The following is a 15,287-nucleotide window of genomic DNA, read 5'->3' as shown; positions in this document are numbered from 1 at the left end:
AAGAAACGGGTTGATGTCCGAGATGAACGCAGACGGACGGATGAGGCTCAACCGGACGCCCGAGTGGCTGGCACTCGGCAAGCACCGTGAAGAGCTGGGGCAGACGCACCTGCGCGAGCTGTTCGCCGCGGATCCGAACCGGGGAACGGGTTACACGCTGCGGGTCGGGGACCTGTACATCGACTACTCGAAGCACCTGGTGACCGACCAGACGCTGGACCTGCTGCGCGAGCTGGCGGCGGCGACGGGCGTGGCCGAGCTGCGCGAGGCGATGTTCCGCGGCGAGAAGATCAACACGACGGAGGACCGGGCGGTCCTGCACACCGCCCTGCGCGCGCCGAAGGACGCGGTGGTCGAGGTGGACGGCGAGAACGTCGTCCCCGCGGTGCACGCGGTCCTCGACAAGATGGCGGCCTTCTCCGGCCAGGTCCGGTCGGGGGAGTGGACCGGCTTCACCGGCAAGCGCATCAAGAACGTGGTCAACATCGGCATCGGCGGCTCCGACCTGGGCCCGGCGATGGCGTACGAGGCGCTGCGCGCGTTCACCGACCGCGGCCTGACCGTGCGGTTCGTGTCCAACGTGGACGGCGCCGACCTGCACGAGGCCGTACGGGACCTGGACCCGGCCGAGACCCTCTTCATCATCGCCTCCAAGACGTTCACCACCATCGAGACCATCACCAACGCCGAGTCGGCGCGGGAGTGGCTGCTGGCGGGTCTGGGCGGTGACACGGCGGCCGTGGCACGGCACTTCGTGGCGCTGTCGACCAACGAGGAGAAGGTCACCGCGTTCGGCATCGATCCGGCCAACATGTTCGGGTTCTGGGACTGGGTCGGCGGGCGGTACTCCTTCGACTCCGCGATCGGGCTCTCGCTGATGATCGCGATCGGGCCGGACGCCTTCCGCGAGATGCTGGGCGGCTTCCGGACGGTCGACGAGCACTTCCGCACGGCGCCGCCGGAGCAGAACGCACCGCTCCTCATGGGCCTGTTGGGGGTCTGGTACGGGGCGTTCTTCGACGCGCAGTCGCACGCGGTCCTCCCCTACAGCCACTACCTCTCCCGCTTCACCGCGTACCTCCAGCAGCTGGACATGGAGTCCAACGGCAAGTCCGTGGACCGGGACGGCAATCCGGTGGACTGGCAGACCGGTCCGGTGGTGTGGGGCACGCCCGGGACCAACGGGCAGCACGCGTACTACCAGTTGATCCACCAGGGCACGAAGGTGATCCCGGCGGACTTCATCGGCTTCGCCCGGCCGATCGGCGAGCTGGAGCCGACCCTCGCGGGCCAGCACGACCTGCTGATGGCGAACTTCTTCGCGCAGACGCAGGCGCTGGCCTTCGGCAAGACTCCGCAGGAGGTGCGCGCGGAGGGAGTGGCGGAGCCGCTGGTCCCGCACAAGACCTTCAAGGGCAACCACCCGACCACGACGATCCTGGCGCAGGACCTCACCCCCGCGGTGCTGGGCCAGCTGATCGCGCTGTACGAGCACAAGGTGTTCGTCCAGGGCGCGGTGTGGAACATCGACTCCTTCGACCAGTGGGGCGTCGAGCTCGGCAAGGTCCTGGCCAAGCGGGTCGAGCCGGCGCTGACGGACGGCGCGGAGGTGCCGGGGCTGGACGCCTCCTCGAAGGCCCTCGTGGCCACCTACCGGGAGCTGCGCGGCCGCCGCTGACCGCGCCGGCCTCCGGAGACGCGAGAGGGCCCGCTCCCCGTTCGGGGGGCGGGCCCTTCGGTCGTACGGGGCCGCGGGTCAGGAGGCGGCCGGCGGGTACATGCCCGCCGGGAGCTTCGCCGCGGCCGTGCGGTCCAGCAGCCACAGGGTGCGGGAGCGGCCGTAGGCCTGCGCGGCGGGGGCCTGGACGGCGCCGGCGCCGCCGAGGGCGATGGCCACCGCCCCGGCCTTGTCCTCGCCCGCCGCCAGCAGCCAGACCTCGCGGGCCGCCCGGATGGCCGGGAGGGTCAGGGAGATCCGGGTGGGCGGCGGCTTGGGAGCGCCGTGCACGCCGACGACCGTGCGGTCGGCTTCGCGGGAGGCCGGGTGCTCGGGGAAGAGCGAGGCGATGTGGGTGTCGGGGCCGACGCCCAGCATCAGGACGTCGAAGGTGGGGACGGGCCCGTGGTCCTCGGGCCCGGCGGCCCTGGCCAGCTCGGCCGCGTAGGCGGCGGCCGCGGCGTCCACGTCCGCCCCGTACGGGCCGTCGGAGGCGGGCATCGCGTGCACGCGGGCCGGGTCGACCGGGACGGAGTCCAGGAGGGCCGCACGGGCCTGGGTGTGGTTGCGCTCGGGGTCGTCGGCGGGGACGTAGCGCTCGTCGCCCCACCAGAGGTCGATCCGCGACCAGTCGACGGCGTCCCGGGCGGGCGCCGCGGCGAGCGCGGCGAGGAGGCCGTTGCCGTTGCGGCCGCCGGTGAGGACGACGGAGGCACTGCCGCGGGCGGCCTGCGCGTCGACGATCTTGGTGATGAGCCGGGCCGCTGCGGCCTGGGCCATCAGCTCCTTGTCCCGGTGGACGACGACCTGGGGAGTCGTCATGCCCATGGTGATGCCGCCTTGTCGGTCGTGGGTGCGGGACGCCGCTGCGCGGGGCGGGGGAGAACCCCGCCCCGCGCAGCGGCCAGTGCCTACTTGGCCGAGGCCTTCTTCGCGGGCTTGGCCGCCGGCTTGGCGGCCGGTGCGCCGGACTCGGCCGCGGCCGGAGCGGCCTCGGTCTTGCCCGGCGCGGGGGCCGGAGCCGCGGGGGCTTCGGCGGTCAGCTTGCCCACGCCGAACTTCAGCGCGGCCTCGAAGGTGTTGTCCGGGTCCAGCCGGCGCAGCTCCTCCGCCAGGAGCTCGGCCGTGTCCCGGCGCTTGAGCGCCACGGCACGGTCGGGCTGCCCCGGCATGCACAGCGTCGCCAGCGAGCCGTCCGCCCGGTCCAGGACGATGTCCCCGTCCTTGGTCTCCAGCCGGACCGAGGTCAGGCCGGGACCCGCCGAGGTCGTACGCCGGACGGGAACCTGGAGGCGGTCCGCCAGCCACATGGCCAGCAGCTCGCAGCTCGGGTTCTCGTCCTCGCCCTCGACGACCACCGAGGCGACCTTGACCGCCTGCTGGTCCAGTGCGGCGGCCAGCATCGAGCGCCACGGCGTGATCCGGGTCCAGGACAGGTCCGTGTCACCCGGGGCGTAGGCCGCGGCCCGCAGCCCGAGCGCCTGCTGAGGGTTCTCGCTGGCGTACGTGTCCGAGATCCGGCGCTGCCCGAGCGCACCCAGCGGGTCGCCCGCCAGGTCCGACGGGGCACCGTCCGGCCACCAGACCACGACGGGCGCGTCCGGCAGGAGGAGCGGGAGAACCACCGACTGGGCGTGGTTGACCAGTTCACCGTGGAGGCGGAGCACGACCGTCTCGCCGGTGCCGGCGTCCGCCCCGACACGGACTTCCGCGTCGAGACGGGCGTCGCGGCGGCTGCGCGGCGAGCGGCTGACCCGCTTGATGACGACGACGATCCGCGAAGGGTGTTCGTGGGACGCGTCGTTCGCCGACTTGAGCGCGTCGTACGCGTTCTCTTCGTCGGTCACGATCACCAGCGTGAGGACCATGCCGATGGCCGGCGTGCCGATGTCCCGGCGCGCCTGCACCAACGCGGCGTTGATCTTGCTGGAGGTGGTCTCCGTGAGGTCGATCTTCATGGCCGGCGCCAGCTCCGTCCGTCTCGTGCGAGCATCTCGTCCGCCTCGACCGGCCCCCAGGTCCCCGCCGGGTACTGCGCGGGCTTGCCGTGCTTGTCCCAGTACTCCTCGATCGGGTCGAGGATGTTCCAGGACAGCTCGACCTCCTGGTGGCGCGGGAAGAGGTTCGCGTCACCCAGCAGGACGTCGAGGATCAGCCGCTCGTACGCCTCGGGGCTCGACTCCGTGAAGGACTCGCCATAGGCGAAGTCCATCGTGACGTCCCGGACCTCCATGGAGGTGCCCGGAACCTTGGAGCCGAAGCGCACCGTGATGCCCTCGTCCGGCTGGACCCGGATGACCAGGGCGTTCTGCCCCAGCTCCTCGGTCGCGCCCGACTCGAACGGCAGGTACGGGGCCCGCTTGAAGACGACCGCGATCTCGGTCACCCGGCGGCCCAGGCGCTTGCCGGTCCGCAGGTAGAACGGGACGCCCGCCCAGCGGCGGTTGTTGATCTCCAGGCGGATGGCCGCGTAGGTGTCGGTCTTCGACTTGGGGTCGATGCCGTCCTCTTCGAGGTACCCGACGACCTTCTCGCCGCCCTGCCACGCCGCCGAGTACTGGCCGCGCACGGTGTGCTTGCCCAGGTCCTCGGGGAGCTCGACGGCCGTCAGGACCTTGAGCTTCTCCGCCACCAGCGCCTTGGGGTGGAAGGAGCCGGGCTCCTCCATCGCCGTCAGCGCGAGCAGCTGCAGCAGGTGGTTCTGGATGACGTCACGGGCCGCGCCGATGCCGTCGTAGTACCCGGCCCGGCCGCCGATGCCGATGTCCTCGGCCATGGTGATCTGCACGTGGTCGACGTACGACCGGTTCCAGATCGGCTCGAACATCGTGTTGGCGAAGCGGAGCGCCAGGATGTTCTGGACGGTCTCCTTGCCGAGGTAGTGGTCGATCCGGAAGACCTCGTCCCGGGGGAAGACCTCGTGGACGACCTTGTTGAGCTCCTCGGCGCTCTTCAGGTCGTGCCCGAAGGGCTTCTCGATGACGGCGCGCCGCCAGGAGCCCTCCTTCTGCGCCAGCCCGTGGTTCTTGAGCTGCTGGACCACCTTGGGGAAGAACTTCGGAGGCACGGACAGGTAGAAGGCGAAGTTGCCGCCCGTGCCCTGCGCCTTGTCCAGGTCGTCGATCGTGGACTTCAGGGTCTCGAACGCCGCGTCGTCGTCGAAATCGCCCTGCACGAACCGGCAGCCCTGCACCAGCTGCTGCCAGACCTCCTCCCGGAAGGGGGTGCGCGAGTGCTGTTTGACGGCCTCGTACACCTCCTGGGCGAAGTCCTCGTGCTCCCATTCCCGGCGGGCGAAGCCGATCAGCGAGAAGCCCGGCGGCAGCAGCCCCCGGTTCGCCAGGTCGTAGATGGCGGGCATCAGCTTCTTGCGCGACAGGTCACCCGTAACGCCGAAAATGACCAGGCCGGACGGCCCCGCGATGCGCGGGAGCCGCCGGTCCTGTGCGTCACGAAGCGGGTTCGCTCCGTTCACAGACAAAGTGTTCAGGCCTCCGTGGGGGCGAGGCGCTGGAGCTCGGCCTCGGTGGACTTCAGCAGGTCGTTCCAGGACGCCTCGAACTTCTCGACGCCCTCGTCTTCGAGCAGCTGCACCACATCGTCGTACGAGATGCCCAGCTTCGCGACAGCATCGAGCTCGGCGCGGGACTGGTCGTACGTGGCGCGCACGGTGTCACCCGTGATCTCACCGTGGTCGGCGGTGGCCTCCAGGGTGGCCTCCGGCATGGTGTTCACCGTGTTCGGGGCGACCAGGTCGACCACGTACAGGGTGTCCTTGTACGCCGGGTCCTTGACGCCCGTCGAGGCCCACAGCGGACGCTGCTTGTTGGCGCCGAGGCGCTCCAGGGCGTTCCACCGGTCGGAGGAGAACACCTCTTCGTAGGCCTCGTAGGCCAGACGGGCGTTGGCGAGGGCCGCCTTGCCCTTGAGGGCCTTCGCCTCGTCGGTGCCGACGGCGTCCAGGCGCTTGTCGATCTCCGAGTCCACGCGGGAGACGAAGAAGGAGGCGACCGAGTGGATCAGGGAGAGGTCCAGGCCCGCGGCCTTGGCCTTCTCCAGACCCGCCAGGTACGCGTCCATGACCTCGCGGTAGCGCTCCAGCGAGAAGATCAGCGTGACGTTGACGCTGATGCCCTTGCCGATGACCTCGGTGATCGCCGGCAGGCCGGCCTTGGTCGCCGGGATCTTGATCAGCGTGTTCGGGCGGTCCACCAGCCAGGCGAGCTGCTTGGCCTCGGCGATCGTCGCCGTGGTGTTGTGGGCCAGACGGGGGTCGACCTCGATGGAGACCCGGCCGTCCTGGCCGTCGGTGCGGTCGTAGACCGGGCGCAGGATGTCGGCGGCGTCGCGGACGTCCGCCGTCGTGATCATGCGGATGGCCTCGTCGACGGTGACCTTGCGGGCGGCGAGGTCGGCGAGCTGCTGCTCGTAGCCGTCACCGCTGCTGATCGCCTTCTGGAAGATCGACGGGTTGGTGGTGACACCGACCACGTGAGACTGGTCGATGAGCTCGGCCAGGTTGCCGGACGTGATGCGCTTGCGGGACAGGTCGTCCAGCCAGATCGCCACGCCCTCGTCGGAGAGGCGCTTGAGTGCGTCTGTCATGGGAATTGCATCTCCTACTGGTTTGGTACGGGCCTCAGCGCGCGGCGGCGGCGATGGAGTCCTTGGCGGCGGCGGTCACGGCCTCGGGGGTGAAGCCGAACTCGCGGAAGAGGACCTTCGCGTCGGCCGAGGCACCGAAGTGCTCCAGCGAGACGATCCGGCCGGCGTCGCCGACGTAGCGGTGCCAGGTCAGGCCGATGCCGGCCTCGACCGCGACGCGCGCCGTGACGGACGGCGGCAGGACGCTGTCCTTGTACGCCTGGTCCTGCTCCTCGAACCACTCGACGGACGGCATCGAGACCACGCGGGCCGGGATGCCCTCGGCCTGCAGCGCCTCGCGCGCGGCGACGGCGAGCTGGACCTCGGAGCCGGTGCCGATGAGGACGACCTGCGCCTGGCCGCCTTCCGCCTCGAAGAGCACGTACCCGCCCTTGGCGGCGTCCTCGTTGCGCTCGTACGTCGGCACGCCCTGGCGGGTCAGCGCCAGACCGTGCGGGGCGCCCTTGCCGAACACCTTGGTGTGGCGGCGCAGGATCTCGCGCCAGGCGATGACGGTCTCGTTCGCGTCGGCCGGGCGGACCACGTTCAGGCCCGGGATGGCGCGCAGCGAGGCGAGGTGCTCGACCGGCTGGTGGGTCGGGCCGTCCTCGCCGAGGCCGATGGAGTCGTGCGTCCACACGTACGTCACCGGAACGTGCATCAGCGCGGACAGGCGGACGGCGTTGCGCATGTAGTCGGAGAACACCAGGAAGGTGCCGCCGTAGATGCGGGTGTGGCCGTGCAGCGCGATGCCGTTCATGGTCGCGGCCATGGCGTGCTCGCGGATGCCGAAGTGGACGGTGCGGCCGTACGGGTCGGCCTCCGGCAGCGGGTTGCCCTTCGGGAGGAAGGACGAGCGCTTGTCGATCGTGGTGTTGTTCGAGCCGGCGAGGTCGGCCGAGCCGCCCCACAGCTCCGGGATGACCGAACCGATCGCCTCGAGGACCTTGCCGGAGGCCGCGCGGGTGGCGACGCCCTTGCCGGTCTCGAAGACGGGGAGCTTGTCCTCCCAGCCGGCGGGCAGCTCGTTGGCGTTGATGCGGTCGAACTCGGCGGCGCGCTCCGGGTTGGCGGTGCGCCAGGCGGAGAAGTCCTTCTCCCAGGCGGCCTTGGCCTCGCGGCCCCGGTCCAGGGCCTTGCGGGTGTGCGACAGGACCTCGGCGGAGACGTCGAAGCTCTTCTCCGGGTCGAAGCCGAGGACGCGCTTGGTCGCGGCGACCTCGTCGTCACCGAGGGCCGAGCCGTGCGAGGCCTCGGTGCCCTGGGCGTGCGGGGCCGGCCAGGCGATGATCGAGCGCATCGCGATGAAGGACGGGCGGCCGGTCTCGGCCTTGGCCGCGGCCAGGGCCTCGAAGAGCGCCTTCGGGTCGAGGTCGCCGTTCGGCTGCTGGGCGACGCGCTGGACGTGCCAGCCGTAGGCCTCGTACCGCTTGAGGGTGTCCTCGGAGACGGCCGTCTCGGTGTCGCCCTCGATGGAGATGTGGTTGTCGTCCCACAGCAGCACCAGGTTGCCGAGCTTCTGGTGGCCGGCCAGGGCGGACGCCTCGTGGGAGATGCCCTCCTGGAGGCAGCCGTCGCCCGCGATCGCGTAGACCATGTGGTCGAACGGGGAGGCGCCCTGGGCGGCCTCCGGGTCGAACAGGCCGCGCTCGTAGCGGGCGGCCATGGCCATGCCCACCGCGTTGGCGATGCCCTGGCCCAGCGGGCCGGTGGTGGTCTCGACGCCGGCCGTGTGGCCGTACTCCGGGTGGCCCGGAGTCTTGGAGCCCCAGGTGCGGAAGGCCTCGAGGTCGGCGAGCTCCAGGCCGAAGCCGCCGAGGTAGAGCTGGGTGTAAAGAGTGAGGGACGAGTGCCCCGCGGAAAGCACGAAACGGTCGCGGCCGACCCACTCGGGGTCAGCCGGGTCGTGCCGCATCACCTTCTGGAAGAGGGTGTACGCGGCGGGGGCCAGACTCATCGCCGTGCCGGGGTGGCCGTTGCCCACCTTCTGGACCGCGTCGGCGGCCAGGATGCGGGCGGTGTCGACGGCCCGCTGGTCGAGGTCGGTCCAGTCGAGCTCTGTAGTCGTCGGCTTGGTGCTCACCGTGGGTCAGGGCTCCTCTCCACATGTCTGTTACCCGGTGACGAACGGTGCACCGGCGCGATTCCGAGCCTACCCCCGTGACGGCGTGCAGCTATTCGAGTGCCCGCAGTCCGTCACAACGTCGGCGGCTCCGATCGGACCAACACGAGGCGACCCCCGCGCAGGGCGACGTAAGTGCAACGTCTACAGTGGCGTGGTACGTGCGAGCCTTCAGCGGACCTTTATGTCCGGAGCTTGCTGGTTTCTCTGTCAGGGGTGTGCGTGACGGCCGTCGAATCCCGTCCAGCGGGGGTGCTCGGGACGAGCCCCGTCCACCGGCCGTTCGGGGCCCGGGTCATGGCTTTCGTGGCTTTGACCAAGCCGCGGATCATCGAACTTCTGCTGATCACCACAGTGCCGGTGATGTTCCTCGCCGAGCAGGGCGTGCCCTCGCTGTGGCTGGTCCTCGCCACCTGCTTCGGCGGGTACTTGTCCGCGGGCGGCGCCAACGCGCTGAACATGTACATCGACCGCGACATCGACGCGCTGATGGACCGCACCTCGCAGCGGCCGCTGGTGACCGGCATGGTGAGCCCGCGCGAGTGCCTGGCCTTCGGCATCACGCTCGCGGTGGTCTCCACCCTGTTCTTCGGGCTGCTCGTCAACTGGCTGTCGGCCGCGCTCGCCCTCGGCGCGCTCCTCTTCTACGTCGTCGTCTACACGATGCTGCTGAAGCGGCGCACGGCGCAGAACATCGTCTGGGGCGGCATCGCGGGCTGCATGCCGGTGCTCATCGGCTGGTCGGCCGTCAAGAACGAGGTCTCCTGGGCCGCCGTCATCCTCTTCCTCGTCATCTTCTTCTGGACGCCGCCGCACTACTGGCCGCTGTCCATGAAGGTGAAGGAGGACTACGCGCGCGTCGGCGTGCCGATGCTGCCGGTGGTCGCGGGCAACCAGGCCGTGGCGCGCCAGATCGTCCTCTACAGCTGGGTGATGGTGGCGGTCTCGCTGCTGCTCACCCCGCTGGGGTACACCGGCTGGTTCTACACCGCGGTCGCGCTGGCGGCCGGCGGCTGGTGGCTGTGGGAGGCGCACGCGCTGCACGCGCGGGCCAAGGCGGGCGTGACGGGCGCGAAGCTCAAGGAGATGCGCCTGTTCCACTGGTCGATCACGTACGTGTCGCTGCTGTTCGTGGCGGTGGCCGTGGACCCCTTCCTCCGCTGACGCTTCCTCCGATGATTACCCGCCGGTAGCATGCTGTCCATGGCAGACACCACGGCGGACACCGCAGACAAGAAGCAGGACCGGAAGGCCGCGAAGCTGGCCCGTCAGATCGGCGCGTTCGCCAAGCACCACGGCGGCGCCGAGGGCCAGATCGCGCACATCGGCCAGGCCGGCACCCGGATCGTCCTCGTCGGCACGGACGGCGGCTGGGGCGACCTGGTGGCCCCGACGTACTCGGTGGCCCAGCTGGCCGCCGAGAAGGCCGGCCTGACCCTCCACGAGGAGTTCGACGGCGAGTTCGCCGCGCGTGTCAAGACCGGCCCGTACGAGTGGTCGCGGATGGCCGGCATCCAGCTCGGCGGGGCGGCGAACCCGGCCGCCTGACCGTGGCGGTGGCCGCTCGGTCAACAGCGCGAGCAACACCTCACACCCCGCTCACCCGTTAGGACGTGTGGAAGCCCCTTCCTCACGTCCGCAACGGGATGCCCGGATGATCGAAACGCCGCCCCTGGTGGACCAGTACTGCCACGGAGTGCTCCGTACGGAGCTGGGCCTCGGCACCTTCGAGGCCCAGCTGATCCGCTCGGCCGGCCCGCCCGCCGCCGGGACCACCTTCTTCGACACCCAGACCGGTTTCGCGGTGCGCCGCTGGTGCCCGCCGCTGCTCGGGCTGGAGCCGCACTGCGCCCCCGCCCGGTACCTGGCCCGGCGCCGCGAGCTGGGCGTGGTCGAGTCCGGGCGCAGGCTGCTGCGGGGCTCCGGAGTCGCCGCCTACCTGGTCGACACGGGAGTGCCCGGCGACCTCACCGTCCCCAAGGAGCTGGCGCTCGCCGGGGACGCCGCCGCCTTCGAGGTCGTACGGCTGGAGCTGCTCGCCGAGCAGGTCGCCGACACCTCCGGCACGGTCCCGGCCTTCCTCGCCAACCTCGCCGAGGCCGTCCACCACGCCGCCGCCGGGGCCGTGGCCTTCACCTGCGGCGCGGACGCGGGGTACCCCGCGGTGCTCGGGCGGGCCCCCGAGCCGCCCGGTCCGGGCGAGGTGCGGGGGGCGGCCGGCCGGTGGCTGGCCCGGCGCGCCAAGGGCGGGGCCGTACGGGACCCCGTACTCCTGCGCCACCTGCTGTGGAGCGCGGTGGCGACCGGGCTGCCGCTCCAGCTGCACACCGGGGCGGGAGCGGGGGAGCCGGGGCAGCGGCCGGAGCAGGCCGATCCGGCGCTGCTGACGGAGTTCGTACGGGCCACCGCTGGGCTCGGGACCCGGCTGGTGCTGCTCGGCGGATACCCCTACCACCGGCACGCCGCCCAGCTGGCGGCGGCCTTCCCGCACGTCCACGCCGATCTGGGCGCGGCGCTCGGGCAGAGCGGTGCGCGGGCGGCGGGGGTGCTGGCCGAGGTCCTGGAGCTGGCCCCCTTCGGCAAGCTGCTGTTCTCCAGCGGCGGGCGCCGGCTGCCCGAGCTGCACGCGGTGGGCGCCCTGGTGTTCCGGGAGGCGCTGGGCCGGGTGCTGGGCGGCTGGGTCGGCGAGGGGGCCTGGTCCTGGCGGGACGCCGAACGGGTGGCGGCGATGGTCGCGGCGGGCAATGCCCGCCGCGTCTACCGGCTGGACGAGCGCGGGTGAGGGGGGCGGGGCCGGGCCCGCCCCGCCGGCTCAGACCGAGGAGAGCTGCGGGTCGCCCTGCGCCGGGATCTCCGCCTGCGCCGCGGGCCGCTCCCGCAGGGCGAGGGCCACGCGGAGCACCGCGATCCACACCAGGCAGGAGCCGAGCATGTGCGCGGCGACCAGGGCCTCGGGCACGTGGGTGAAGTACTGGACGTAGCCGATGCCGCCCTGCGCGAGCAGGACGATCAGCAGGTCACGGGCGCGGGCCCGGGTGTCGGTCGGGGCGTCCACCACGCGCAGCACCAGCCACATGGCGACGGCGAGCGCGCACACCACCCAGGCCGAGATCGCGTGGACGTGGGCGGTGGCCGCCCAGTCGAACGGCATCCGCTTGATCTCGCTGCTGTCGCCCGCGTGCGGACCGGAACCGGTGACCACCGTGCCCGCCGCGATCAGCACCAGGGTGGTCGCGACCAGCGCCCAGGAGAGCTTGCGCACCGGACCGGGGACGCGCGGCTTCGGAGCGGTGTCGCCCTCGCGGGTGCGCTGCCAGGTGACCGTCGTGACGGTGATCAGCGAGGTGGCGAGCAGGAAGTGCCCGGCCACGCTGTACGGGTTGAGCCCCGTCAGGACGGTGATGCCGCCGAGGACCGCGTTGCCCATCACGATGAAGAACTGGAGCCAGCCGAGCTTCGTCAGCGAACGGCGCCACGGCTTGGCCGAGCGGGCCGCGATGATGCACCAGCCAACGGCCGCGCAGAGCACGTACGTCAGCATGCGGTTGCCGAACTCGATGGCCCCGTGGAAGCCCTGTTCCTGGGTCACGATCAGGCTGTCGTCGGTGCACTTGGGCCACGTGTCGCAGCCGAGACCGGATCCGGTCAGCCGCACCGCGCCGCCGGTGACGACGATGAGCACGCTCATGACGAGCGCGGCCAGCGCGGCCCGCCGGACGATCCGGGGCGACGGGGTCCAGCGGTCGGAGATGAAGGCGAGAGGGGTCAACACGGCCCTTATCGTACGCGGCGCCTTGTGCAAACTTTCACGAGGGGGTGTCCGGAGGTCCGGCCGCGGCCGGGTCGGGCCCGACGGCCGCGCGGAACCGGGCCCCCGCCGGGTCGCCTTCCTCGTGCCACCAGACGCGGACGCGCCAAGGGACGCCGTCCCCGGGGTAGTCGGCGGAGGACATGAACCCCCGTATCAATTCGGCGCCTATGTCCTCTGCTGTCCTGTTTCTTACTTCTGTTGCACTGCGCCACGGATGTTCCTGTACGTTCCACAGCCCGTCGGGGCCGCGCACCTCGAAGCGCCACACCGCGAGCCAGGGCGTCACCTCCAGCATCGTGGCCACCTGTTCGGCGCCGAGGCGCAGCCGGGAGGCGATCTCGGACTCGGCCACGCCCTGGATCCGGGCCGCCACCACGGCCTGGGGCAGCAGGGGTTCGGGCAGCAGGCCCCGCGCGCGCAGGCTCACCAGGGAGTCGAAGGACAGGAAGCGCAGCCGCAGTTCGAGCTGGCGGCCGATGTGGTCGAGGGCCTCCTCCGCCTCCTGCGCCTCCTCGGCACCGGGCGCCGCGCGCAGCAGCCGGCGGAAACCGCCCTCCGCGTCCACCGCCCACGCCACCGCCTCCTCGGCGGAGCCCAGCTCCGCGAGGCGGTCCCCGAGGAACACCTTGGCCTGCGCGAGACCGCGCCGGTTGACCGGATCCTGCTGGTCCAGGCCCGCCCACACCTCCACCGCCGCCCGGGTCGCGTCCAGGGCGCGCTCGCCGGCCGCCCGCTCCATCGGGCTCGGGCCCGGCTCGGCCCGGGGGCCGAGCGGATAGCGGGGCAGCCGTACCTCGTCGCTGAGCGGCCAGGACAGCCAGACGCCCTGGTTGATCAGGCCCCGGGCGTACCAGCGGGCGTACTCCGGGGCGTGCCCGGCCGCCTGCCGCGCATGCCGCAGCCCCTCCTCGACGGCCGAGAGGGCGCCGGCCCGGTCACCGCCGGCGAAGCGGCGGGCCGCCAGGTCGCCCAGGCGCAGGCCGAGCCGCGCCGCACACTCCGGATCGGTCCGCGCCGGTTCGCGCAGCGCGCCGATCAGCTCCGTCAGCAGTGCCTCGGCCTCGGCCGGCGCCGCCCGTGCGGCCCCCGACCGGACCTGTGCCCATCGGGCGTCCAGCCGTAGAGCGTCTTCCCGTTGCGCCATGTCCGCCCCCCGGCGTCCTGGTGTGCACCGCCCCCTCGGGGCGGCGCCCATCCTCCTGCCAGGCCAACGTCCGGGGGAAGGGATTCACTCCCAGCGGAACAGCTTCGCCGCGGCCCCGAGGCCGAGGACGGCCCAGGCGGCGAGCACGGCCACGTCGCCCCACGGCAGCCCCGCCCCGTGCTGGAGCACCTCGCGCAGCCCGTCGGACAGCGCCGAGATCGGCAGCAGCCCCAGTACGGACTGCACGGCTTGGGGGAACTTCTCCATCGGCACGATCACCCCGCCGCCGACCAGCAGCAGCAGGAACACCAGGTTGGCGGCGGCCAGTGTGGCCTCGGCCTTGAGCGTGCCCGCCATCAGCAGCCCGAGCCCGGAGAAGGCGGCGGTGCCCAGCAGGACCAGCGCGGCCACCGCGAGCGGGTTCCCGTGCGGGGACCAGCCCAGCGCGAAGGCGATCGCCGTCAGCAGCGCGATCTGGAGCACCTCGGTGACCAGCACCGACAGCGTCTTGGCCGCCATCAGCGCCCAGCGCGGCAGCGGCGAGGCGCCGAGCCGCTTGAGCACCCCGTAGCGGCGGTCGAAGCCGGTGGCGATGGCCTGCCCGGTGAAGGCGGTGGACATCACGGCCAGCGCCAGGATGCCCGGCGCGAGGAAGTCCACGGACTTCTCGGCGTTCGTGTCCACGATGTCCACGGCGGAGAAGAGGACCAGCAGCAGCGCCGGGATGATCACGGTCAGCAGCAGCTGCTCCCCGTTGCGCAGCAGCATCCGGGTCTCCAGCGCCGTCTGCGCCAGGATCATCCGGGACACGGGTGCGGCCCCCGGCGCGGGGGTGAACGTACCGGCGCTCATGCGCGCAGCTCCTTACCGGTGAGCTCCAGGAAGACGTCTTCGAGGCTGTGCCGCTCCACCGACAGGCTGCTCGGCATCACCCCGTGCTGGGCGCACCAGGAGGCGACGGTGGCCAGCAGCTGCGGGTCCACGTCGCCGGTGACCCGGTAGACGCCGGCGGTGAGCTCGGCGGCCTCGGTGCCGTCCGGCAGCGCCTTGAGCAGCGAGCCGAGGTCGAGGGCGGGGCGGCCGGTGAAGCGCAGGGTGTTCTCGGCGCCGCCGCGGCACAGCTGCTCGGGGCTGCCGTGGGCGATGACCCGGCCGGAGTCGACGATGGCGACCTCGTCCGCGAGCTGCTCGGCCTCGTCCATGTGGTGCGTGGTGAGGACGACGCCGACCCCGTCGGCGCGCAGCTCCCGTACGAGGTCCCAGGTCGCCCGGCGGGCCTGCGGGTCGAGCCCCGCCGTCGGCTCGTCCAGGAAGACCAGCTCGGGGCGGCCGACCACGGCCATGGCCAGGGCCAGGCGCTGCTGCTGGCCGCCGGACAGGCGCCGGTAGGCGGTACGGCCGCAGCCGCCCAGCCCGAGCCGCTCGACCAGGACGTCCACGTCGAGGGGGTGGGCGTACAGCTTGGCCATGTGGCGCAGCATCTCGACGGCGCGGGCGCCGGAGTAGACCCCGCCGGACTGGAGCATCACGCCGATGCGCGGGCGCAGCGCCTCGGCCTGGGCGACCGGGTCGAGGCCGAGGACGCGGACGGTGCCGGCGTCGGGGCGGAGGTAGCCCTCGCAGATCTCCACGGTGGTGGTCTTGCCCGCGCCGTTGGGGCCGAGGACCGCGGTGACCGAGGCCTTGCGGACGGTGAGGTCGAGGCCGTCCACGGCCGTTTTGGGGCCGTACCGCTTCACCAGTCCGCGGATCTCCACGGCGGGGTCGTTGCTCATGCGGGTGAGTCTACGGAGCCGGGAAGGGGGTCCTTGGCCCCGGGTGGACGGGGCCAAGATCTTGGTGCTCTGGC

General features: G+C 72.0%; 13 protein-coding genes. 4 read left to right on the top strand and 9 right to left on the bottom strand.

Translation table 11 applies throughout. The annotated features are described in order from the left end of the window. The first annotated feature begins 22 nt into the window (after positions 1-22). Positions 23-1,678: a glucose-6-phosphate isomerase gene (gene pgi, locus ACFYZS_RS30155; protein ID WP_389019263.1), complete on the top strand. Its 1,656-nt coding sequence runs from the start codon at positions 23-25 to the stop codon at positions 1,676-1,678. Positions 1,679-1,756: 78 nt separating this feature from the next. Here the strand turns inward: pgi and pgl are convergent, their stop codons facing one another. The 5 genes from pgl to tkt all read right to left on the bottom strand — a co-directional run bounded on the left by pgl (position 1,757) and on the right by tkt (position 8,444). Next, positions 1,757-2,539, bottom strand: coding sequence for a 6-phosphogluconolactonase (pgl, locus tag ACFYZS_RS30150; protein ID WP_389019260.1), 783 nt, complete (start codon positions 2,537-2,539; stop codon positions 1,757-1,759). A gap of 89 nt (positions 2,540-2,628) precedes the next feature. Beyond that, positions 2,629-3,675, bottom strand: a complete 1,047-nt coding sequence (gene opcA / locus ACFYZS_RS30145; RefSeq protein WP_389019258.1) for a glucose-6-phosphate dehydrogenase assembly protein OpcA — start codon at positions 3,673-3,675, stop codon at positions 2,629-2,631. Continuing rightward, positions 3,672-5,198: a glucose-6-phosphate dehydrogenase gene (zwf, locus tag ACFYZS_RS30140; protein WP_373312979.1), complete on the bottom strand. Its 1,527-nt coding sequence runs from the start codon at positions 5,196-5,198 to the stop codon at positions 3,672-3,674. Before zwf ends, opcA begins: the two co-directional genes overlap by 4 nt. Before the next feature lie 5 nt (positions 5,199-5,203). After that, positions 5,204-6,322, bottom strand: a complete 1,119-nt coding sequence (tal, locus tag ACFYZS_RS30135) for a transaldolase (protein ID WP_389019256.1) — start codon at positions 6,320-6,322, stop codon at positions 5,204-5,206. 34 nt (positions 6,323-6,356) lie between these two features. Then, positions 6,357-8,444: a transketolase gene (gene tkt / locus ACFYZS_RS30130; protein ID WP_389019254.1), complete on the bottom strand. Its 2,088-nt coding sequence runs from the start codon at positions 8,442-8,444 to the stop codon at positions 6,357-6,359. Between the two features lie 255 nt (positions 8,445-8,699). Here tkt and ACFYZS_RS30125 point away from each other — a divergent pair, with 255 nt between their 5' ends. From ACFYZS_RS30125 to ACFYZS_RS30115, 3 genes are all read left to right on the top strand, one after another. Next, positions 8,700-9,647 carry a heme o synthase gene (locus ACFYZS_RS30125; RefSeq protein ID WP_382991370.1) on the top strand — a complete coding sequence of 316 codons (948 nt, stop codon included), beginning with the start codon at positions 8,700-8,702 and terminating at the stop codon, positions 9,645-9,647. Between the two features lie 39 nt (positions 9,648-9,686). Then, positions 9,687-10,031: a hypothetical protein gene (locus ACFYZS_RS30120; RefSeq protein WP_389019252.1), complete on the top strand. Its 345-nt coding sequence runs from the start codon at positions 9,687-9,689 to the stop codon at positions 10,029-10,031. A gap of 106 nt (positions 10,032-10,137) precedes the next feature. Then, entirely contained in the window at positions 10,138-11,265 is a 1,128-nt protein-coding gene (locus ACFYZS_RS30115; protein WP_389019249.1) for an amidohydrolase family protein, read from the top strand. 30 nt (positions 11,266-11,295) lie between these two features. Here the strand turns inward: ACFYZS_RS30115 and ACFYZS_RS30110 are convergent, their stop codons facing one another. The 4 genes from ACFYZS_RS30110 to ACFYZS_RS30095 form a co-directional block, all read right to left on the bottom strand. Next, on the bottom strand, positions 11,296-12,285 hold the full coding sequence (locus ACFYZS_RS30110) for a heme A synthase (protein WP_389019247.1): 990 nt from the start codon (positions 12,283-12,285) through the stop codon (positions 11,296-11,298). Positions 12,286-12,289: 4 nt separating this feature from the next. After that, a complete protein-coding gene (locus tag ACFYZS_RS30105) occupies positions 12,290-13,438 on the bottom strand; it encodes a hypothetical protein (RefSeq protein ID WP_389019244.1) in 1,149 nt (382 codons plus the stop codon). 84 nt (positions 13,439-13,522) lie between these two features. Continuing rightward, positions 13,523-14,290 (bottom strand): ABC transporter permease, encoded by a 768-nt coding sequence (locus ACFYZS_RS30100; RefSeq protein WP_389019241.1) that lies wholly within the window; start codon positions 14,288-14,290, stop codon positions 13,523-13,525. Beyond that, entirely contained in the window at positions 14,287-15,213 is a 927-nt protein-coding gene (locus ACFYZS_RS30095; RefSeq protein ID WP_389019238.1) for an ABC transporter ATP-binding protein, read from the bottom strand. Before ACFYZS_RS30095 ends, ACFYZS_RS30100 begins: the two co-directional genes overlap by 4 nt. Between the last annotated feature and the right edge of the window lie 74 nt (positions 15,214-15,287).

Origin of the sequence: Streptomyces sp. NPDC001903 (assembly GCF_042891345.1) — a bacterium.
Classification (GTDB): Bacteria; Actinomycetota; Actinomycetes; order Streptomycetales; family Streptomycetaceae; genus Streptomyces.
Note: the sequence above shows the minus strand (reverse complement) of the source record. Positions and strands in the feature narration are given on the sequence as shown.

Coding starts and splice junctions, on each gene's coding strand:
- pgl (WP_389019260.1), bottom strand. CDS start 2,539: ATGACGACTCCCCAGGTCGTCGTCCACCGGGACAAGGAGCTGATGGCC.
- ACFYZS_RS30115 (WP_389019249.1), top strand. CDS start 10,138: ATGATCGAAACGCCGCCCCTGGTGGACCAGTACTGCCACGGAGTGCTC.
- opcA (WP_389019258.1), bottom strand. CDS start 3,675: ATGAAGATCGACCTCACGGAGACCACCTCCAGCAAGATCAACGCCGCG.
- tal (WP_389019256.1), bottom strand. CDS start 6,322: ATGACAGACGCACTCAAGCGCCTCTCCGACGAGGGCGTGGCGATCTGG.
- ACFYZS_RS30095 (WP_389019238.1), bottom strand. CDS start 15,213: ATGAGCAACGACCCCGCCGTGGAGATCCGCGGACTGGTGAAGCGGTAC.
- ACFYZS_RS30120 (WP_389019252.1), top strand. CDS start 9,687: ATGGCAGACACCACGGCGGACACCGCAGACAAGAAGCAGGACCGGAAG.
- pgi (WP_389019263.1), top strand. CDS start 23: ATGAACGCAGACGGACGGATGAGGCTCAACCGGACGCCCGAGTGGCTG.
- ACFYZS_RS30100 (WP_389019241.1), bottom strand. CDS start 14,290: ATGAGCGCCGGTACGTTCACCCCCGCGCCGGGGGCCGCACCCGTGTCC.
- ACFYZS_RS30105 (WP_389019244.1), bottom strand. CDS start 13,438: ATGGCGCAACGGGAAGACGCTCTACGGCTGGACGCCCGATGGGCACAG.